20 protein-coding genes and 1 tRNA gene are annotated in these 19,163 nt (G+C 49.8%); 12 read left to right on the top strand and 9 right to left on the bottom strand.

The window, feature by feature from the left end; all coding sequences use genetic code 11:
* Positions 1–84 precede the first annotated feature (84 nt).
* The 4 genes from AMF_RS05430 (at position 85) to trxA (ending at position 3,535) form a co-directional block, all read left to right on the top strand.
* Complete coding sequence (locus AMF_RS05430) at positions 85–1,026, top strand: alpha/beta fold hydrolase (protein ID WP_012658812.1); 942 nt, start codon at positions 85–87, stop codon at positions 1,024–1,026.
* A complete protein-coding gene (gene pdhA / locus AMF_RS05425; RefSeq protein ID WP_012658811.1) occupies positions 998–2,116 on the top strand; it encodes a pyruvate dehydrogenase (acetyl-transferring) E1 component subunit alpha in 1,119 nt (372 codons plus the stop codon). Before AMF_RS05430 ends, pdhA begins: the two co-directional genes overlap by 29 nt.
* 250 nt (positions 2,117–2,366) lie before the next feature.
* Entirely contained in the window at positions 2,367–3,179 is an 813-nt protein-coding gene (gene virB9 / locus AMF_RS05420) for a P-type conjugative transfer protein VirB9 (RefSeq protein WP_010266984.1), read from the top strand.
* A 20-nt stretch (positions 3,180–3,199) separates the two neighbouring features.
* Complete coding sequence (gene trxA, locus AMF_RS05415; RefSeq protein WP_010266982.1) at positions 3,200–3,535, top strand: thioredoxin; 336 nt, start codon at positions 3,200–3,202, stop codon at positions 3,533–3,535.
* Between the two features lie 430 nt (positions 3,536–3,965).
* On the opposite strand, the gene xseB is transcribed toward trxA, so the two are convergent.
* Positions 3,966–4,169, bottom strand: a complete 204-nt coding sequence (xseB, locus tag AMF_RS05410; RefSeq protein WP_010262628.1) for an exodeoxyribonuclease VII small subunit — start codon at positions 4,167–4,169, stop codon at positions 3,966–3,968.
* 55 nt (positions 4,170–4,224) lie between these two features.
* Here xseB and AMF_RS05405 point away from each other — a divergent pair, with 55 nt between their 5' ends.
* Together AMF_RS05405 and AMF_RS05400 are read left to right on the top strand one after the other, a co-directional pair.
* A complete protein-coding gene (locus tag AMF_RS05405) occupies positions 4,225–4,539 on the top strand; it encodes an ETC complex I subunit (RefSeq protein WP_241760035.1) in 315 nt (104 codons plus the stop codon).
* 108 nt (positions 4,540–4,647) lie between these two features.
* Positions 4,648–5,562: an AEC family transporter gene (locus tag AMF_RS05400; RefSeq protein WP_010266981.1), complete on the top strand. Its 915-nt coding sequence runs from the start codon at positions 4,648–4,650 to the stop codon at positions 5,560–5,562.
* A gap of 371 nt (positions 5,563–5,933) precedes the next feature.
* On the opposite strand, the gene AMF_RS10560 is transcribed toward AMF_RS05400, so the two are convergent.
* Positions 5,934–7,865: a P44/Msp2 family outer membrane protein gene (locus tag AMF_RS10560; protein ID WP_244825228.1), complete on the bottom strand. Its 1,932-nt coding sequence runs from the start codon at positions 7,863–7,865 to the stop codon at positions 5,934–5,936.
* Between the two features lie 354 nt (positions 7,866–8,219).
* Here AMF_RS10560 and AMF_RS05390 point away from each other — a divergent pair, with 354 nt between their 5' ends.
* The gene (locus AMF_RS05390; RefSeq protein ID WP_010266964.1) at positions 8,220–9,068 is read left to right on the top strand and encodes a P44/Msp2 family outer membrane protein; all 849 of its coding nucleotides are present in this window, start codon (positions 8,220–8,222) and stop codon (positions 9,066–9,068) included.
* Between the two features lie 355 nt (positions 9,069–9,423).
* Here AMF_RS05390 and AMF_RS05385 read toward each other — a convergent pair whose 3' ends face one another.
* The 4 genes from AMF_RS05385 to AMF_RS05370 all read right to left on the bottom strand — a co-directional run bounded on the left by AMF_RS05385 (position 9,424) and on the right by AMF_RS05370 (position 12,814).
* Entirely contained in the window at positions 9,424–10,230 is an 807-nt protein-coding gene (locus AMF_RS05385; RefSeq protein ID WP_010262598.1) for a HesA/MoeB/ThiF family protein, read from the bottom strand.
* Positions 10,231–10,263: 33 nt separating this feature from the next.
* A complete protein-coding gene (gene pyrE / locus AMF_RS05380; protein WP_010262594.1) occupies positions 10,264–10,866 on the bottom strand; it encodes an orotate phosphoribosyltransferase in 603 nt (200 codons plus the stop codon).
* A 94-nt stretch (positions 10,867–10,960) separates the two neighbouring features.
* Complete coding sequence (gene recA / locus AMF_RS05375) at positions 10,961–12,034, bottom strand: recombinase RecA (protein WP_010262591.1); 1,074 nt, start codon at positions 12,032–12,034, stop codon at positions 10,961–10,963.
* Positions 12,035–12,442: 408 nt separating this feature from the next.
* A complete protein-coding gene (locus AMF_RS05370) occupies positions 12,443–12,814 on the bottom strand; it encodes a TrbC/VirB2 family protein (protein WP_041660048.1) in 372 nt (123 codons plus the stop codon).
* Positions 12,815–13,045: 231 nt separating this feature from the next.
* On the opposite strand from AMF_RS05370, the gene AMF_RS10555 reads away from it, so the two are divergent.
* The 3 genes from AMF_RS10555 (at position 13,046) to AMF_RS05355 (ending at position 15,596) form a co-directional block, all read left to right on the top strand.
* A complete protein-coding gene (locus AMF_RS10555) occupies positions 13,046–13,237 on the top strand; it encodes a hypothetical protein (protein ID WP_041660046.1) in 192 nt (63 codons plus the stop codon).
* Positions 13,238–13,372: 135 nt separating this feature from the next.
* Entirely contained in the window at positions 13,373–15,088 is a 1,716-nt protein-coding gene (locus AMF_RS10495) for a hypothetical protein (RefSeq protein ID WP_041660047.1), read from the top strand.
* A 106-nt stretch (positions 15,089–15,194) separates the two neighbouring features.
* A complete protein-coding gene (locus tag AMF_RS05355; RefSeq protein ID WP_029209763.1) occupies positions 15,195–15,596 on the top strand; it encodes a TrbC/VirB2 family protein in 402 nt (133 codons plus the stop codon).
* A 571-nt stretch (positions 15,597–16,167) separates the two neighbouring features.
* Here AMF_RS05355 and AMF_RS05350 read toward each other — a convergent pair.
* From AMF_RS05350 to AMF_RS05340, 3 genes are all read right to left on the bottom strand, one after another.
* Positions 16,168–17,337, bottom strand: coding sequence for a P44/Msp2 family outer membrane protein (locus AMF_RS05350; protein ID WP_010269287.1), 1,170 nt, complete (start codon positions 17,335–17,337; stop codon positions 16,168–16,170).
* Between the two features lie 213 nt (positions 17,338–17,550).
* The gene (gene mlaD, locus AMF_RS05345) at positions 17,551–18,006 is read right to left on the bottom strand and encodes an outer membrane lipid asymmetry maintenance protein MlaD (protein ID WP_010262538.1); all 456 of its coding nucleotides are present in this window, start codon (positions 18,004–18,006) and stop codon (positions 17,551–17,553) included.
* Between the two features lie 107 nt (positions 18,007–18,113).
* Positions 18,114–18,371: an NADH-ubiquinone oxidoreductase subunit NDUFA12 family protein gene (locus AMF_RS05340; RefSeq protein WP_223822740.1), complete on the bottom strand. Its 258-nt coding sequence runs from the start codon at positions 18,369–18,371 to the stop codon at positions 18,114–18,116.
* 167 nt (positions 18,372–18,538) lie between these two features.
* Here AMF_RS05340 and nrdR point away from each other — a divergent pair, with 167 nt between their 5' ends.
* Together nrdR and AMF_RS05330 are read left to right on the top strand one after the other, a co-directional pair.
* Positions 18,539–18,994 carry a transcriptional regulator NrdR gene (nrdR, locus tag AMF_RS05335; protein ID WP_010266919.1) on the top strand — a complete coding sequence of 152 codons (456 nt, stop codon included), beginning with the start codon at positions 18,539–18,541 and terminating at the stop codon, positions 18,992–18,994.
* Between the two features lie 69 nt (positions 18,995–19,063).
* A tRNA-Ala gene (locus tag AMF_RS05330) sits at positions 19,064–19,135 on the top strand.
* The last annotated feature ends 28 nt before the right edge of the window (positions 19,136–19,163 follow it).

Here is a 19,163-nt window from a genome sequence, read left to right as displayed (position 1 = left end):
ATTTGGTTATAAGTCCACCAGTGTACGTTGTAAGCCCGCTGTCCAGACTCCCCCTCATGGCGCGGCAATACCGGTCTTCACGCGATGACTCAGCGCTTGATAGTGCGCACACAAGTTGGTACACTGCAGCAGTTGTTTACCAATAAGGCGCCAATGGTTGCTGTGCTGGAGGACAGGATCCTCATTCCGTCTAAGGAAGACCATTATATGTATTATAGGGTGCACAACCCCGAAGCCCTAGGGGGAAAAACACCGCTCATATGTGTACATGGCATGGCTGGAAATTCAGCCTGTTTTGACTATTTGGGACGTGCCGTGTCCGATTTCCCAGTGGTGTCAGTAGATGTTGTGGGGCGCGGCAAGAGTTCATGGCTTAGGGACCACTCCCTCTACAACTACAATACATACTGCACGGACATATTACATCTTGCAAAGCACTTGAAAATCAAAAAGTGCAATTACTTGGGCGTCTCGATGGGAGGGATTATTGCCATGTTTTTGACGGCGCACTTCCATGATGTACTGTCAATCGAGAAGCTTATACTAAACGATATAGGCCCGTACACCCCGGCACAGCCATTGCAGGCGCTTGTTAAGCTTATGACACAGCTACCCACATTTGACGGCAAGGAGCAGGCAAAGCAGTATCTCAAGGATGCATTGCGCCACTCCGGCATAGTAGAGGAAGAGCATTGGGACCACCTTGTGCGGCATAGAATTGTGGAAAAGGACGGCGGTTACGTGTTAACCCTAGACCCAGGCATTGGCGCCCAGCTTTCTGCTGAAATCCAGCAGAGCAGCAGTGGCGATTGGGATATCTGGGACGTGTGGGATAAGATGCAGTGCGGCGGGATTTTAGTGCTGAAGGGCGAGCATTCAGCTTATTTAACCTCGGAGACTTTGCGAAAAATGCTGGCATCGAAACGCGATATTAGCCACATAGAATATCCGGGTACAGGGCACCCACCCTCCGTTATGGTGGAGAGCCGGATAAGGGATGTGCAGCAATTTAATAGGGAAGACTGACCAACACTGGGCACTGCACAGTGGTGCCGGCAGCATCATAAATACCTTGAACACCGTTGCTTTACGAGGTAGTAACGAACCCTATTGGAGTGTGTTAGGTAGATTTGTGAATAAGAGCAAGCGTCATTCAGCCATCTCTGACGAGCAGGTGGTCAAGTCCTATCACGACATGCTATTAATGCGCAGATTCGAAGAAAAAGTGGGCCAGCTGTACGGTATGGGCCTCATACGGGGGTTTTGTCATCTGTACATAGGGCAAGAGGCAATAGCGGTAGGTTTGCAAAATGTGCTTAGCAGCGAAGATTCTATAGTTACCAGCTACAGGGAGCATGGTTTCATGCTCACATCTGGAGAAAGCGCAAATACTATACTAGCAGAGCTGATGGGCAAGAGAACCGGGTGCTCCAAGGGTAAGGGTGGTTCTATGCACATGTTTAATGTAGCAAAGAATTTTTTCGGCGGGCATGGAATTGTAGGCGCGCAAGTACCTATAGGAACGGGTATTGCATTCGCTGAACAGTATAAAAAAGGCAGGGGGGTAGTTTTTACATGCCTGGGAGACGGTGCGATGAATCAGGGGCAGGTGTACGAGTCCTTCAACATGGCATCGTTGTGGAAGCTCCCGGTGGTGTATGTGGTGGAGAATAACGAGTATGCCATGGGCACCTCGGTTCCAAGGTCTTCATCCGTTGTTGAGCTGTACAGACGCGGAGAGGGCTGTGGCGTGCCGGGTAGCCAGGTAGACGGCATGGACATTTTTGCTGTAATCGAGGCGGCAAGTAATGCAGCAGAGCTTTGCAGGAATGGCAACGGCCCTGTCTTGCTGGAGATGAAAACTTATCGCTTTAGAGGGCATTCAATGTCAGACCCGGCGAAGTATAGGACAAGGCAAGAAGTTGATGAGGTGCGGGATAGTAGAGACCCATTGTGCCGGTTGAAGGAGTATGTACTGAAGCACAAAATTGCACCTGAAAGCACTCTTGATGGTTTTGAGAAGCAGGTCCGCGAAATAGTTAACGGGGCTGTAGAGTTTGCACAAAGTAGTCCGGAGCCTGAAGCTGGGGAGTTGTATACGGATGTGTACAAGTAGCAACGAGTCGCACTCGCCGCGTCCAGATCGGAGTTGCGCGGCTGGTTGAGGTGGGGTTGTTGTTGGATGTGGGCACGCACTACCGGTGCTGGAAGCAATCACACGCTGGTAATTCAGTAGTGGCTTTACACGGAACTGACCTGTTTTTAATAACGCACGTGGCAATAAAACGCAATTTTTCCTATTGATTGGTTGCAGATTGACACATTAGTGCTAGACTTAGGGCAGGTGTTCGTTTATACCGTAGCTTATGAGAAAGGCTTGCATGGTTTGCGCTGTAGCGCTGTTGTTCAGCTCGGCTGCTTTTGGTAAGCAGGAGCCGCGCTCTATAGCCGCTGATGACCACATCAAGGTTATGAACTTTAACCCTCAGTCCATACACAGGTACACGGGGTTCTACGGGTACCAGTCTAGCATATTGTTTGAGGCTGGTGAGGTTATTGATACGGTCTCCATGGGGGATTCAACTGGGTGGCAGTTGGTACCGAAGGGGAATAGGTTGTTCATCAAACCCGTGGGAGACAACGCAGATACCAACGTCACTATCATAACAAACAGGCGTGTGTATTACTTTGAGCTGCATGCTGAGGAGGCCAGCGGCTTGGATGATCCCAGGTTGGCATACGAGGTCAGATTCGTATACCCGGCCGCAAACAGTGTTGATGCGGCATCATCGTCTGGCTTGGGTGGCGGAGTGTCTTTTCCCACATACCAGAATGACGTGCCTGACTTAAGTGATCCTGAGGTTGCCAAAAAGGGCCTGAACTTTGACTATTCCGTGTCCCATACTGCTGGTTCTGCGAATATCGTCCCTATCAGGGTGTTTGATGACCGCAAGTTCACATACATGCAGTTTTCCAACGTTAACGGAGACCTTCCGTCTATTTTCAATGTTGACGCTGAGGGGTATGAGTCTCTCGTGAACTTTAGGATCGTGGGTGACTATGTGGTGGTGGAGCGCGTCTCTCCGGCTTTTACGCTACGGTATGGTTCTAGTACTGCCTGCGTGTTTAACGAGAAGCTGTACCGCACATCCTCTACATCCAGAAGGGGACGTGGGTAGGTTTCCTATTGGAGGGGGTCATGTCTAACATTGCTGAGGTGGGTGATTCTGATTTTCCCGAGAAGGTCTGCGTCGGGAGCGGCCTGGTGCTCGTGGACTTCTGGGCTCCTTGGTGCGGGCCTTGCGTGGCCCTTTCCCCTCAACTGGAAAAGCTGGCACAAAAGTACGAGGGTAAGCTGAAGATCTACAAGCTTAACATCCAAAACAATCAAGATACTCCCGTTTCATATGGGGTGAGTGCGGTACCTACCTTGGTAATTTTCTCCGACGGGAAAGAGTTATCAAGAGTTGTTGGCGCAAATCTGCAGCAGATCATAGGCGCGATAGACAGCGCTGTTGGAGGTACTACGCAGTAGAAGGGCGTCCTTTTGGGGGGCTGCGTGTTGGCGCTTTTTCTCACTCGGCTGTCGCTCTGGTGGTTTGGCCAGTCTGGCGCGTTCGCAGCTTTGGGACCGCAGCAGGGTTCCATGTTGGTCATTGCATACTTGGTCGTTGCATACGCAGGTTTTACGTAGTACATCTGAGCCGGCATGGCTAGCCGGAATCGCCTATTAGGCACCGCTCAACCCGTACCGCGTATCCGGGAAAGGCATGTGCGGGTACGGTGTGTGTTCAAAGCTCATGCAACCAATTGAGCGCAATCAAATTCGGGGTTGGTGGGCCCCCACCCCAACCTTGCTGACCGAACCAACCATTGGAAACCTAAGTCACTGCTCCCTATGCGGGGACACTTGTGTATTAAAAAACGCGCATCACACCTAGGAATCATGGGCTGCGGGGCCGCCATTACTCAATATCCTCTTCGCCTAAAGATTCGATCTTGAGCGTCACTCCCTTGATAACTTCATAACAGTACTTATGTAACTCCCTGCCCCGATTGTATAATTCGACGCTTCTATCGAGGGATACGTCACCACGCTCAAGTTCTTCTACGATGCGCTCCAACTCCCGTACTGCCTCTTCAAACCTCCCCCCACTATTAATAGACATTTGCTGAATACCTGTTACACTGCTGCAATCTTAGCCTTTTCATCGGTACTTGCAAGTGCCTGGCGGTTCGCGTACACCTGTGGCAAAAATACATAGGCCTGCTAGAAATGTTATGCAATCTGGCGCTTATGGGAGAAACTTCTGGTGCATGGAGTTTGAGCCTTCATGTTCACGGTACAGAGATTCTCTCATGGGATGGGTGGGCTCTAAGGATACAGCACAGCAAGTAAGGCTGCACTTTCCAAATAAGGAAGATGCCATATCCTACGCGAAGGCCCGTGGCATTTTATACGTCGTGCTACAGGACCAAGCTACTAGGAAAAAACCTAAATCTTATTCCGAAAACTTTTTTAAGAATAGGGAGCTGTAGGCCTTTTCATTCGCCCATTGGGACACTAATCTGTTGTTAGGGGGTTCTGACTTATGTTAAAGTACCTGCACGCGTGGTCCTTATTTGACCTGTAGTTTGGGTGTTAGTATGTTCTTTACCCTGATGCTTAAAGTATTACCTGCGTACGTAGCAATCCTGCTCGGGTTCGTTGCTGGTCGGGTAGTTAAGCTCGATTGCGCCACAATAGGGAAACTTCTGTTCTACTGCATTGGGCCCATAGTGGTGTTCTTTGGCATACTGAAGATACACATAACACCAGAACTTGTGTTTCTGCCGGTAATCACGTTCGTCATCTGCTGCACAATGTCGCTTGTAGTATACAGCGCGTCATCACTGGTATTGAGAGATCACATGAGAAATATGCTGGCCTTCAGTTCCGGAAGCTCCAGCATGGGGTTTTTTGGCTTGCCAGTAGCAATAGCCCTGTTTGACGAGAGTGCTGTTTCCATATACCTTCTGTGCTACGTTGGTATGCTGTTCTTCGAAAACAGCTTTGGCTTTTACATCGCAACTAGTGGGTTATACACGCCACGGCAGTGTTTAAAAAAGCTTATCACTTTGCCTATATTCCACGCGGCGGTCGTAGCCTTGGTCTGCAATCATTTCGAAGTACGCGTACCAGAGTTCTTGCTGCGCGTATCCACAGACCTTGCAAGCACATATATGGTCCTCGGTACAATGCTGCTGGGCATATCCGTAGCAAACATAAAGGACTTTGCCATAAACTGGAAGCTCATGGCGCTCACAGTGCTGATCAAATATGTCGCCTGGCCACTTCTTGCACTGCTGTTGATTTTTCTAGACCGCAATGGACCACGTCTGTATGACAGTCAGGTGTATCAGGCACTCATCCTTTTGGCAATTATACCTATATCTAGCACCGGGGTGATATTGGCACACACAACAAGTTATAAGCCAGATGTCGCGGCAATTATGCTGCTGATTAGCACCGTAATAGGGATATTCTACGTTCCCTTCATGATATCACTACTTCTGTACTAGCCGCGCATGGCCCAAAAACACCTGAACCACAGTGCCCATGGGGCCCACACACGATCTTACGATACCATGGATAGAGCATGGAGCATATCCGGCGCCACCATGCCACTAGCCCACATAACCCCTGCTATACTATGGGCCCAAAAAACGCCCGAATCACAGGTGCCATGGGACCCACACATGACCTTACGACAAACGGATAGAGTGTGTGGCTGGGATGAGTCACACTGTTGTAGAAGGGGTTAGGAAAAGGGTTAGGGCCCCAGCGACCATTGCCCGTTCATCAGCATCCAAGTTATTAATATCCCTAGCCCATTTTCTAATCTTCTCAGCAGCAATTAATTCCCTTGCAGCATTAGCTCTCTCACTTACATCTAGACTGTTAAATAATCAGTCCAACCCCTGTTCTTAGCTATCTCCATCGCACTAGCTAATGCTGCCTTCATCACTGTTGCAACTCCACGCTTCTCAGCTATCTCTGTAAGCTCCTCTAGTGTCCTGAGCCTCAACCAATCCTTAAACCCCAATTCCTTCAGTTCCCTTATGGCAACTAGTTCACCTAGTTTGTTCTTGAGCTTATCAGCCAGCTTCTGTATCTTTCCACCCTGACTTCCCGTCCCGGGTTCTATCCCAGCTACCTGCCACTTCAACGCTCCTAGGCTCTTCACCTCCCCTAGTTTCTTCTCCAACTCCTTGAGATTCTCCTTTAGCGTACCATACCTCTCCGCTGACTTAAGCGTTGTTATCTCCGCCTTCGCCTCCTCCTGTATCTTAGCCTCTAGCTTCAGCAGCTCTCCCTCCTCGTTGATTTTCTCTATCTCCTTCTTTAGTTCTCCCATAGTTTCTAGCTTCTTCTCTAGGTCTACTAACTTCCGTATTTTCTCGAGCTCCTTCAGCGTTGCCTTCATTTCCCCCAGTGTCTGAGCTCTCTTCCCAGGCACTAGCTCATCTAACTGTCCTAGCGTCCCCAGTACCCAAATCTCATCTAGTTTACCTGCCACTGCTGTTATAGCTTGTGGATTCAGATCCTTACGTATACCTTGCTCATTCTGCTGTAGTCTCTTAAACTTTTCACTCAATCTCTCTTCCAGCAGATCCAGCTGTCCTCCCAATGCTCTAATCTTCTCAGTCAGTTGTAATCCCTCATGAGCCTCTAATCCTTGTGATTTCTGCTTCTCTGCCAATCTCTTAACTTCCTTAATCTCAGCCAGCATCCTCAGCTGCTCTTCTAGCCCCAATTCCTTCAGTTCCCTTATCGCTGCTAATTCTTCTACTGTTCCTCCTAGCCCCTTGAGACTTTCCTGCTTCTTGAGCTTCTCGGCCATGATTCCTAACGCTCCTCCTTTATCCGCTAGTTCCTTGAGCTGCCTAACTTCCCGTATTTCGCCTTTAGTTCCCAATGCTCCTCCTTTATCCGCTAGTTCCAGCTCCGCCAGCTTTTTCTCAGCCTGCTCCTGCACCTCCTCTAACTTCTTAGCTTCTATCTCCTTGATCCACTCCAGCTTTATCTCTTCCGGTGTCTTACCATCAGCAATTTCCTTCTTGAATCTCTGTACCAGCTCCTGCACTGATGCTTCCACGCCCAAAGCTTTTAGCGCTCCTTCGAGTCCTTGCTCCAGCTCCTCAGTCTCCAGCTTTTCAAGTTCTTCTAACCACTTAAGTTCTCCAAGTTCAGCTAATTTACTTACTTGCTTTGCTAGTTCATGTTGTAGCTTTTCTAATTCTTCTGGTCTGCTCAGTTCTTGTATAACTAGTCCTTCATCAACTCCTACCATCTCCCCAGCAAGTAATGTATTCCCATCTGAGATCTCTCTACTAAACATTGCCCTTACAGGACTAGCTGTTCCTCTTCCTATACTATCAACTACTTCCTTCTTTAATCTGTGTACATCACCCATGGACATCCTACCCAATGCACTGGATAGTAACTGACCCCTCGCTGTATCCAATGCTAGTTCCCTACCTAGTAGGAATGCTGCATCATCTCCCCCCTTAATAACAAACCTCTCATGTCCTATCCCTACTTCAACCCTGGCTCCTCCAATTCTGTACCCAATGCTCCCTCCAAGAGCCAGGGTACTGTTCCCAAATTCTAGCCCAGGCAGTGGGGTACTCCAGTCGAAGTGGTATGAGTTAAAATCGGTGACGTTGCTAGCAAGAGCGTTCATCGGGAACAGGCCCCTGGCACCGGTGAGAACATCCATTTCATCCTCATCGGTTTCGCCGATGATTTTCAGGTCCTTGATACCGTTGAAAGTTGGGTTATAGTCTAGGCCTATGTAGAAGCTCCCGTTGCCTTTCCCCAAAGCCGGTCCACTAGCCAACCCTAGGAACAGGGCCTAGAGGGCTCCACTGGCGCAAGCAGTTCAAGGCTAATGCGCAACAGTAGCAGATTGTGTCTTGTGTTTGTGCGGTATCACGCGATAATGCAATAGACCGCACTTACAGCGCAAGCAACAATAAACTACAGAAGGCTTGACTTCATCTGTAAGTGCTTATAGAAATCTACAGCACCGCTCCTGTGCAAGGCGTGGTGCGTGTGGTAGGGCCGTGTGCGTCGTGGGTGAGTTGCGCTTTATAATTTCTGCTATGATACTTCCACCCTAACCTTTTATATGCTAAACTGCTGCGTGTTTTTATGATTTATCAAAAGGATTACTATGAATTACAGAGAATTGTTTACAGGGGGCCTGTCAGCAGCCACAGTCTGCGCCTGCTCCCTACTTGTTAGTGGGGCCGTAGTGGCATCTCCCATGAGTCACGAAGTGGCTTCTGAAGGGGGAGTAATGGGAGGTAGCTTTTACGTGGGTGCGGCCTACAGCCCAGCATTTCCTTCTGTTACCTCGTTCGACATGCGTGAGTCAAGCAAAGAGACCTCATACGTTAGAGGCTATGACAAGAGCATTGCAACGATTGATGTGAGTGTGCCAGCAAACTTTTCCAAATCTGGCTACACTTTTGCCTTCTCTAAAAACTTAATCACGTCTTTCGACGGCGCTGTGGGATATTCTCTGGGAGGAGCCAGAGTGGAATTGGAAGCGAGCTACAGAAGGTTTGCTACTTTGGCGGACGGGCAGTACGCAAAAAGTGGTGCGGAATCTCTGGCAGCTATTACCCGCGACGCTAACATTACTGAGACCAATTACTTCGTAGTCAAAATTGATGAAATCACAAACACCTCAGTCATGTTAAATGGCTGCTATGACGTGCTGCACACAGATTTACCTGTGTCCCCGTATGTATGTGCCGGGATAGGCGCAAGCTTTGTTGACATCTCTAAGCAAGTAACCACAAAGCTGGCCTACAGGGGCAAGGTTGGGATTAGCTACCAGTTTACTCCGGAAATATCCTTGGTGGCAGGTGGGTTCTACCACGGGCTATTTGATGAGTCTTACAAGGACATTCCCGCACACAACAGTGTAAAGTTCTCTGGAGAAGCAAAAGCCTCAGTCAAAGCGCATATTGCTGACTACGGCTTTAACCTTGGAGCAAGATTCCTGTTCAGCTAATTGTGGGCTTTTCACATGTGGTAAAGATCTAAAAGTCTTTGCCACATGTTGCGTCACTTTGGTGTCTGGATGTTGCGCAACACTGGGTGCGGGCTGCCAATGGAGAAGTGGTAGTGCGTGGGGGTCCGCGCTGTGCCGAATGCTTTTTGGAATGCATGCCAGCCCCGGTTTGGGGCTGCAAATTCGGCTTAGCGTTTTGGGGTTTCGCGTAACACAACTGTAGGTTGTGGCCCAGTAGGTTGGCCGGTTCGGTTTTCAGCGCGAGGCACGCGGCAGACTTTCTGCCTAAGCTGGGCGAGCAACCTGTAGGGCCCCAAATTGGGTCAGCCTGGGATTTTTAGAGGTCGGCTGGTCATTACTCTATACGCAGTTTACCTTCGTAGGATTCAAAATCGTGCGGGTCCACGCTTGCAGTGTCGCTGCAACAACTGCACAAACTGTTTGCGGAAAGTTCGTACGAGGTAAAGCGGTTACTGCGGAGGTCCACCCTGTATAATTTACCTACGCTTGACTGGTGACTACCAACTACGTACTTAATAACCTCGGCAGCAGCCATACTCCCGACCACCCCCACAGTAGGGCTCGCAACTCCGGCATTGGCACAATTTAGCTTGGTGCTTACTTGCTTCCCTTCAAAAAAACACCTGTAGCATGGCCTCCCCCCGGGTGGTATTACCATTACTTCGCCAGTGAAACCTATAGCGGCACAGTGTACCAGGGTTTTGTGCGTTGCAACACATGCGTCGTTCAAAAACATTTTCACTGCGAGTCTATCCACACAATCTACAACGATTTCCACATCAGATAGTATGGTCTCAAAGTTTTTTGGACCGATCGCGCAGTCTATTTCACGCACTTCGACATCACTATTCAGGTGTTTTATAAACTCGGCCGCAGCGCGCACTTTTCTACGCCCCACATCCTGTTCCCTGTAAATAGTTTGTCGGTTCAGATTTGAAATCCTGACGGTATCATCGTCACACACGACAAGCCGCCCCACGCCGCTGGCCGCCAAGAGCGGTATCACTGCGCTACCAAGACCCCCACAACCTGCAATTAGAATCTTGCTCTGTCTCAACTTATTGTGGCCGCGGTGCCCTATCTCGGGTACCAACACCTGCCTTGCGTATCTACATCGAAAGTCACTGCGTGACGCGCACATAATAACAGATCAGCCAAAAAAACAATGCGTGCACTAGCTTAATGCCCTACTACCAGGTTTAGAGACTGGTATACTCTTCAGCTCATCAGGTATATCATCCGCCGCATAGTTTCGTATATCCATTTCCAACAGACTTACCACTGGAAACGGCGTGTTTACGCAGCTACCACGACTTATGATGCTCAGCTCAGCCATGACTTTCCCCCCAAGGGCCGTTACAGCGTCAAATACCTCCAAGGATGACCCGCCGGTGGTAATGACATCTTCCACTATCAACACTCGGCTGTTAGCATTTATGCAAAACCCTCTGCGCAACTCGAAATTGCCCTGCACGCGCTCGAAAAAGACGAAATTCACTCCGAGCTGCCTGGCAATTTCATAACCAAACACTATTGCCCCCATGGCGGGGGAGGCCACAACATCAATCTTCAGGTCACCCAGCACATCGTTGCTTCGTCTCAAAAGCGCTGCACACAGGGTCTCGCACACAGAGGGCGCTTCTTGAAGCTTGGCACACTGAATGTACGTATCACTGTGCAACCCAGAAGACAGAACGAAATGGCCTTTTAGGATTGCAGACCTCTCCACCAGCATGTTGAGCACATCATCACTTGTATATATGCCCCTTTCTTTCACCGCCCAACCTCACAATACCAGTGCACCCCCGCACGGCGTTTGAGTGTGCGATACCAGGGGCAAAAATCCGCAATCAAGCACCGCGCGCCCGGCACTAGAAAACCTCCTCCTCCAACACATCGGTACGCTCATCTACAGCGAACAGATCGCTACTGTGCATACTCTCCGCAAGGCATGCTCTGATTTTCTGCTCTAACTCATTCGCGATATCTGGGTTGCTTTTCAAATAACCCTTGGCATTCTCCCTACCTTGTCCCAACTTTACCGCGCCGTAGGAATAGTGCGCACCAGACTTCTCGACAAAACCGAACTTGACACCCATGTCGACTATCTCACCCAGCTTCGATATGCCTTCATTGTACACGATGTCAAACTCCGCCTGCTTGAACGGGGGTGCAACCTTGTTTTTGACGACCTTTACTCTCGTCTGGTTCCCTATCACGTTGTCTTTGTCTTTAATCGCGCTTACTTTGCGAATGTCAAGCCGTATTGACGTGTAGAACTTGAGCGCACTACCACCCGTTGTCACTTCCGGGTTGCCGTAAATCACACCTATCTTTATGCGTATCTGGTTGATAAACACCAATATACAGTTAGCCTTGGAGACCACCGAGGTCAGCTTGCGAAGCGCGTGGCTCAGCAACCTAGCCTGCAACCCCATGTGCTGGTCACCCATGTCACCCTCTATTTCCGCCCTGGGAGTGAGCGCAGCGACGGAATCCACTACTATCACATCTATGGCACCGGAGCACACTAAGTATTCAACAATGTGCAAAGCCTGCTCGCCGGTGTCGGGCTGTGAGACTATCAAATCCCCCACATTTACGCCCAGCTTTCTGGCGTACACGGTGTCCAACGCATGTTCGGCATCAATAAAAGCACAGTTACCGCCCTGCTTTTGGGCCTCTGCGATGACGTGCAGCGCAAGTGTAGTCTTCCCGGAGCTCTCAGGACCAAAAATCTCTACTATCCTACCTTTCGGCAACCCTCCAATACCCAACGCCGCATCCAGAGCTATAGAACCTGTAGACACGCTATCCATCTTCTCGGCAGGATGCTGCTTCAACTTCATAATGGCACCCCGCCCAAACGCCCTTTCTATCTGGCTTATGGCCGCATCCAACGCCTTCTGCTTCTCAGATTCAACATCTTTCTTACTGCCTGACATGGACACCCCATCAACAGAAAAAACAACCTTTGTAGTACGTCACGACTTAACCGCATACGCTCACATCTGTCAAGAATTTTACACTCCGTTTTCCGGGGAGAAATCCTGTAAATCACCCCTACCACCGCACATTACCCAAATTTACAATACAGATAAGCCAATGTCCTCTCATCCCCACTCTACCCACTCACACTCCTAACTTACTCCAAGGCTCCTGTCTCCCAACCTCTCGTACCTCAACACACTTGAAGTTCTTGGCACCACCCAAGCCCGCCACAGCTCCCTGCACCATTAACACACTTTAAGTTCTTGGTGCCACCTACATAACCCAACTTCTGGTACCTCCTCCTGCCCTTGGCACTCAGCCCAACCACACAAGCCTATGACCACACTTCCAACTCGTATCGGTTACTTGACTTCCTTCTTATAATTTGCACAGTCGAAACTCTTGGCATCGCCTTCAGTACTGACCCCAGCAGCAAATTTAGCCATGAGCTTACCAGCACCAAAGAATATAGCTGTAAATACAACCAACATTACAATAGCAGGCCATGCAAGCTTACCAAAGATAGCCATAATGCTAGAACCTAGTATCACTCCAGTCATGATAGGAAGCCCAAGCTTCTGCACAAACCGTATAACGTTACATATAACAACAGTCGCTGTATCGTCATCCTTAGCAGCCTGATTATTCTGAGTATTAGCCCCTGCAGGTACACCATGTAAGATACCCAATGCTAATACTACAGCAATGAGTAAGAATCTAAGTTTTAGCAACATCACCACTCTCCCAAAACCTCTACGTCCACCCTTGCACTAACTGGTATTACCCTCAATACAGTGGCCATAAGTTTACCAACACCTAATGTTGTTCCTGGGGTACAGTCCAACCCAGATCCTCACTTACCAGCATCACTTGACTTCGTCCCCACAACTTGGTACCACACAGCCCCCTTGATTCCACAGGTGTGGGGCTCACCCTATATTACCTATGTGGCACCTCTACCATCTATGGTCACCCCACGTGGTAAGAGCTCCACAGTTGATAGGCAAAGTGAGTGCGGGAGTTGGGAGAGGAAGGAGGTGCACTGGTGCTATGGAGATTACAAAGATAGGAGTTGGAACAGCACTCCAAGCTTTCCTGGTGTTGCACTGACAACACATAGCATAGGAACAGGCACTGCTACAGAAGTGGGAGAGTGAGGAGCCAGGGTTGAAGTAGGGATAGGACATGAGAGGTTTGTTATTAAGGGGGGAGATGATGCAGCATTCCTACTAGGTAGGGAACTAGCATTGGATACAGCGAGGGGTCAGTTACTATCCAGTGCATTGGGTAGGATGTCCATGGGTGATGTACACAGATTAAAGAAGGAAGTAGTTGATAGTATAGGAAGAGGAACAGCTAGTCCTGTAAGGGCAATGTTTAGTAGAGAGATCTCAGATGGGAATACATTACTTGCTGGGGAGATGGTAGGAGTTGATGAAGGACTAGTTATACAAGAACTGAGCAGACCAGAAGAATTAGAAAAGCTACAACATGAACTAGCAAAGCAAGTAAGTAAATTAGCTGAACTTGGAGAACTTAAGTGGTTAGAAGAACTTGAAAAGCTGGAGACTGAGGAGTTGGGGGAGCTGTTGAGACTGAAAGCGAGAAAAGCCTCACAGGAACTTAGGACGTTGGCGGAAAGTAAAGGACAGCACCTAAATGCTGATGAGATAGAGGGGGAACTAAAGAGCGCGCTGGGATTGGAAAGACTGGAAAAGTTGGCAGAGCTGGAGTTGGTCAAGCAGCGGCTTGAGTCGATGAAGGAGCTGGAGAAGAAGATAGAGGAGGCGCAGTTGACAGCAGAAGAGCTCCGGGAAATGAGGGAGAAGCTTAAGGAGTTGGCAGGAAGGGGGGAGGATCCTGCGGGGCTGAAGAAAGCGATAGAGGAGGCAAATGCTGACGAACTCAAGAAGGGGCTGAAGGAGGTGCTGAAGACGCTGGAGGGAAAGAAGTCAGAGCTGGTGAGGGAAGTAGGAAGGTTGAAGAAGGGAGCCTTGGAGGAGATGAAGGCAGGAAAGGGGTTGGTAGAGGAGGTAAAGGGAGAGCTAGGAAAGCTAGAGGCTAAGAAGATAGAGGAGGTGAAGGCGGCAAAGGGGGAAGTGTCGTTTTTCCCAGGAATAAGAGAACTCACCAAAACTGGAAAGGAGTCGGAGTTGCTGGAAAGGCTTGAGGAGGGGCTGCAGGCGGCTAAGAAGATAAAGAAGGTGGAGGGCCAGGAGAAGCTGTTACAAAATCTCAAGAGCAAGCTAGAAGAACTAGCAGCGATAAGGGAGCTGAAGGAAGGGCCAGAGCTGGTACAGATGCTCAAGGAGATAAGACTGGAGCTGGAAGAGCAGCTGGGGATGCTAGCTGAGATTAAGGAAGTTAAGGCACTGGCAGAGAAGCGGCAGGCTGGAGGACTGGAACTTCAGGAGGTATTACAGCTTACAACTAGAACTGTGGCATTGGAGAGGAAGCTGGTAGAAAAGGTAAGTAAGCTAGATAGGAAGAGCCTGGAAAGTCAGAAGAAGGTACTGGAGGAGCATAAGAAGGAGCTGGAGCAGGAAAAGCTTAAGCTAACTAAGGAGCTGGCTGAGAAGCGAAAAGCCAAAGGGCTCTTTGGAGCAGTACTAGACCTGGGACTGGTGGCGCTGGGTGTAGGAGAAACAAAGGACTGGGAGTTAGTGATACTGGAGAAAAAACTAGCCAAGATCAACGCACTCCTAGAGGGTGGAGATATAGCAAAACTGGGAAGACAGATAAATAGGATCAAGTGGCTAGAGGATCTAGCTGTTAGTAAGAAGCTTAAGGCAGCATTAGCTAGTGCGATGGAGATAGCTAAGAACAGGGGTTGGACTGATTATTTAAACAGTCTAGATGTAAGTGAGAGAGCTAATGCTGCAAAGGAATTAATTGCTGCTGAGAAAATTAGAAAATGGGCTAGGGATATTAATAACTTGGATGCTGATGAACGGGCAATGGTCGCTGGGGCCCTAACCCTTTTCCTAACCCCTTCTACAACAGTGTGACTCACCACTCTTCCTCGCAACATCGCTCACACTCCTAACCGGCCACTGTACTGAGGGTAATACCAGTTAGTGCAAGGGTGGACGTAGAGGTTTTGGGAGAGTGGTGATGTTGCTAAAACTTAGATTCTTACTCATTGCTGGAGTATTAGCATTGGGTATCTTACATGGTGTACCTGCAGGGGCTGCTGCTCAGGCGAGCCCTAGTACTACTGGTACTGAAGCTGATGATACAGCGACTGTTGTTATATGCAATGTTATACGGTTTGTGCAGAAGCTGGGACTACCCATCATGACTGGGGTGATACTAGGTTCTAGCATTATGGCTATCTTTGGTAAGCTTGCATGGCCTGCTATTGTAATGCTGGTTGTATTTACAGCTATATTCTTTGGTGCTGGTAAGCTTATGGCTAAATTTGCTGCTGGGTTGAGTGGTGATGGCATAGGTGATGCCAGTAAGTTTGACTGTTCACAGCATACAGCGGTCAACACCAGCCAAAGTAACCGATAGAAGATTAGGTGCTGCTGGGCAGTGATGGTGCAGAGAGCTGTGTTGGCATTGGTTGGGAGATGAGGCAGCGGGAGTTCGGAGATAGGGACTAGGTGCATGGACGATGCAGGTGTGGGCAGAGAGCTGTGTTGGCCTTGGTAGTGAGTTGGGCTGAGGTGCCAAGGGCAGGAGGAGGTACCAGAAGTTGGGAGATGCTGGTTACCGTTGAAGTGAACCGGTGCAGAGAGCTGTGGCCTTGGGGCCCAGTAGAGTTGGGCTGAGGGGCCAGGGGTAGTGAAGGACACGATTTGACTGTTCCAGTTATAAGGAAGTCAAGACCGGCACCAAACCAAGCTAAAGGTTAGGAAATGAAGTGCCGCGTGATGGTGCAGAGAGCTGTGGTGGTAGTACAGGGGTGCTGGTGATAGTTTCTGGTGCTGCAGGGGATCAGAGGACTCCTACTCATGCTGCGGATTATCTCCTTTTGTGTTCCCACAGGTTCACATAATTAACCGTACATGGGTAAATGTGCTGGTAGTGCCGGGAACCGCAAGTGGGTAGATGGTGGAGGGGCACCATTGGGGTGGGTGTCCTAGAATCCGAACCTGATTCCTAGTTCTACCCCTATATTGCGTAGCCCGAAGGATGCTGAGACCTTCTCCTTTGTTTTTCCTAATGGGCTGGCGTCATCGACTGCACGGTGGGCAGGGGTGTTGTCGTAGTTTGTGCCTAGTGTTTTGCTGGCAGTGCCGCCAATGAATGCTGCCAGGCTGGGTGTGATGCTGTAACTCACACCAGCCTTGACCTGGCAGGTAAGCTGTGGCTGAAATCGTTGGGCGGTCAGTCCTACAAAGCTTGCACCCAACCCTGCGCAGGCGTAGGGAGACATTCTCCAGTCAACTAGTAACCCCACCTGTGGGAAATCATAGCATGCACTCAGGATCGCTGAAACTACCCTGACCCCACTTATTTCCACAATCTCCATGCCCTCTGTGCTTGTGGCAATTGCCCGACCAATGACGCCTTTTGCGAGCCGTGAGAGGCCAACAATATCCGTGATAGCTTGATTCCGCTTGCTCTCTTGCGTGTTCTGTGCAGAGGTATCAGCGCTACCAGCACCGGTTGCAGCAGCACGTTCAGTTTTGGCCTCCTCCCCAGGTATGATGGCATCAAACTTACTTATAACCTTGTCAGCAAGCGCTTTGCTTTCCCACGCTTCGTCATGGTCTCTAATATCTTCCAAACGCTTCTTGATGGATCTCAAAGCCGGCTTGGACAACTCCTTCTGCAGCGCGGCCCGAAAACCTTCGACGTCACGCGTCGCACTGGCAGATATTCTTTTCACCAGGGCAAAAGTCGCACTCCCGCCGCTCAGTAAGGCATAATTTTGCGATTTGAAATCATAGTGCTCATGTCCGAATTCTAACTCAAGCCTGGTGCCGCGTACCACGCAACCCACGCTTCCCCTGAGGCCCAACAGACTGCTGTTCTCAAACCCCATGGCCGGACTCTCCGTAGATTCCCCCGCCCAATCGTAGTTGGCGGAAGAAAGCTCAGCAGAGCCCAACTTCCCAATGTAGGGCAGTATCGCGACGGTTTCTTTTGCAGCATTAAGCCTAAACCCGCTTATCTTCCCTATGGTGGGCCCGTACCCAAAACTCACGTAAAAATCTTCACGACCGTTCATCCCATGGGAACTCGCTGGGACCAGATAACCAATCGTACTCAGCAATGCAGCAGCTATACATACTACGGGCTTCATGACGCACCCAATGACACCGACAACCAACAGGAGGCTAAACGCCCCTCACTGCACGACAGTGCTATACAACTGTTAAAAAGGTCTTAAAATGAGTTGCATTTTTGAAGGGCTTGCAACTATGCCTAGCTAGAGAATAAGGATTCCGGGCTGGCGGGCCAAACGGCGCACACTCAGGTTGCCCTTCGTGTGCATGCATCATCAGCGTGGCACTACCTACTTTTTCAGCACCGAATTCACCACCCCTTCTAATATCATGCGCAGAGATACAGCAGTGCTCGTGTGCCGCAGAAGACCACCTTCAGCTATGGCTGCCTCGTCAGCCCCTGGCATGATGTCCACGTACTTTTTGCCAAGCAAATCTGCGTAGGTAACCGTAGCTGAGCTATCAACCGGAAGACTAACCCCCTTCTGTACGCACATCTTGACGACAGGCATGTTGTTCTGGTCCAAATGCAGCGCAGTAACTGACCCGACATTCACCCCGGATACTCTCACCTCACTACCCACTCTGAGCCCGTCAACGTCTGTGAAGTACGCGTGAATTGTATGACAGCCTTTGTAGAACTGCATCTCGTGCGACAATCTGTTGGTAACATGCGCTCCCAGCGCAACTACTGCAGCAGAAACGAGAATACCTACCACAACTTCTGTGATGCTATAATGTGACATACCAACCACTCACTTACGGACCCTATCACGGAAGGACACCGAGCACATCCAGCTACGCGTCAACACGGGCCAGCAACCGCTCGGCTGGGCGCCAGATGCGTTCTAGGCTATGAGCGCGCACCCCGGGACCCCTTACTATGTGGCCCATGGTGTGGATGGTAGGCATCTGGAGTGCCAGTCAAGTTCGGGATGTGCTGCCTATTTCCCTTCGCAGGCGGGAGATCTTCACTTGTATAGTGCAGCCACAAATGGAACCGCGCCGCCACAGTGGAAGGGTCTGCCTTCCCTCCATAGACAACCCACCTGCGTTCCCTGCCCCTGACCATGGCCGAATAATAACGGTTTCCAAAACTATCAACATGCACACACCGCTTGGTCAAAAAGCCGAATCCCAGAGGGAACAACACGCCACCAGCCACAAAATTCTACTCCTTCCGCATTGCCTAATTATAAGGTCTGTGGTATGAAAAACAATCGCTAACTTGGGTTTTCGACGGTTGGCAAGGGTTCCTTAGGAAAAAGTTGAATTTTTATGAGATGTCCGTTTTGTAATAGCGTTGACACCAGCGTGAAAAACTCCAGACCTTCAGACTGCAAAATGTCTGTGAGGAGGCGTCGGTCTTGCGACAGTTGTAATTCCAGATTTACCACTGTGGAAGAGCTTCTGCTCAAACCAGTGAAGGTGCTAAAGAAGGATGGCAGTGTGGAGGCTTTTGACAGGCAGAAGTTGCTAACGTCAATTATTTTGGCCACGAAGAAGCGTCCAGTGACTCGCGACCAGATCGATATGGTAGTCAGCAACATGTTCTACAAGTTGGAGGCAATCAAGGGGAGCGTCGTCCCCAGCGGGGTCATAGGAGGCATGGTAATGGAGAGCCTGTTTGCGCTGGACAAAGTTTCATATATCAGGTTCGCTTCTGTGTATATGAACTTTAGCGATGTAAACGACTTTAGCGGCATAGTAGAGCGCGTGCAGGAGGTTGTCTAGTCGAGGTGCACTCTCCGGAGAATTCTCTTGAATTGGAGGTGCTCTTATGTTAGCCTGGACGCTGATTTCGGGGGCATGCTCAGTTGGTAGAGCATCTGTTTTGCACACAGAAGGTCAGCGGTTCGACCCCGCTTGCCTCCACGCGGGGCCGCTGTGACCTTGCTGCTAG

Origin of the sequence: Anaplasma marginale str. Florida (assembly GCF_000020305.1) — a bacterium.
Taxonomy (GTDB): Bacteria; Pseudomonadota; Alphaproteobacteria; order Rickettsiales; family Anaplasmataceae; genus Anaplasma; species Anaplasma marginale.
This window is presented reverse-complemented; position numbering and strand designations above follow the sequence as displayed.

Coding starts and splice junctions, on each gene's coding strand:
- AMF_RS05390 (WP_010266964.1), top strand. CDS start 8,220: ATGAATTACAGAGAATTGTTTACAGGGGGCCTGTCAGCAGCCACAGTC.
- nrdR (WP_010266919.1), top strand. CDS start 18,539: ATGAGATGTCCGTTTTGTAATAGCGTTGACACCAGCGTGAAAAACTCC.
- AMF_RS05355 (WP_029209763.1), top strand. CDS start 15,195: ATGTTGCTAAAACTTAGATTCTTACTCATTGCTGGAGTATTAGCATTG.
- AMF_RS05385 (WP_010262598.1), bottom strand. CDS start 10,230: ATGTGCGCGTCACGCAGTGACTTTCGATGTAGATACGCAAGGCAGGTG.
- recA (WP_010262591.1), bottom strand. CDS start 12,034: ATGTCAGGCAGTAAGAAAGATGTTGAATCTGAGAAGCAGAAGGCGTTG.
- AMF_RS05400 (WP_010266981.1), top strand. CDS start 4,648: ATGTTCTTTACCCTGATGCTTAAAGTATTACCTGCGTACGTAGCAATC.
- pdhA (WP_012658811.1), top strand. CDS start 998: ATGTGCAGCAATTTAATAGGGAAGACTGACCAACACTGGGCACTGCAC.
- AMF_RS05370 (WP_041660048.1), bottom strand. CDS start 12,814: ATGTTGCTAAAACTTAGATTCTTACTCATTGCTGTAGTATTAGCATTG.
- AMF_RS05350 (WP_010269287.1), bottom strand. CDS start 17,337: ATGAAGCCCGTAGTATGTATAGCTGCTGCATTGCTGAGTACGATTGGT.
- AMF_RS05430 (WP_012658812.1), top strand. CDS start 85: ATGACTCAGCGCTTGATAGTGCGCACACAAGTTGGTACACTGCAGCAG.
- AMF_RS10495 (WP_041660047.1), top strand. CDS start 13,373: ATGTCCATGGGTGATGTACACAGATTAAAGAAGGAAGTAGTTGATAGT.
- xseB (WP_010262628.1), bottom strand. CDS start 4,169: ATGTCTATTAATAGTGGGGGGAGGTTTGAAGAGGCAGTACGGGAGTTG.
- virB9 (WP_010266984.1), top strand. CDS start 2,367: ATGAGAAAGGCTTGCATGGTTTGCGCTGTAGCGCTGTTGTTCAGCTCG.
- mlaD (WP_010262538.1), bottom strand. CDS start 18,006: ATGTCACATTATAGCATCACAGAAGTTGTGGTAGGTATTCTCGTTTCT.
- AMF_RS10555 (WP_041660046.1), top strand. CDS start 13,046: ATGGTCACCCCACGTGGTAAGAGCTCCACAGTTGATAGGCAAAGTGAG.
- trxA (WP_010266982.1), top strand. CDS start 3,200: ATGTCTAACATTGCTGAGGTGGGTGATTCTGATTTTCCCGAGAAGGTC.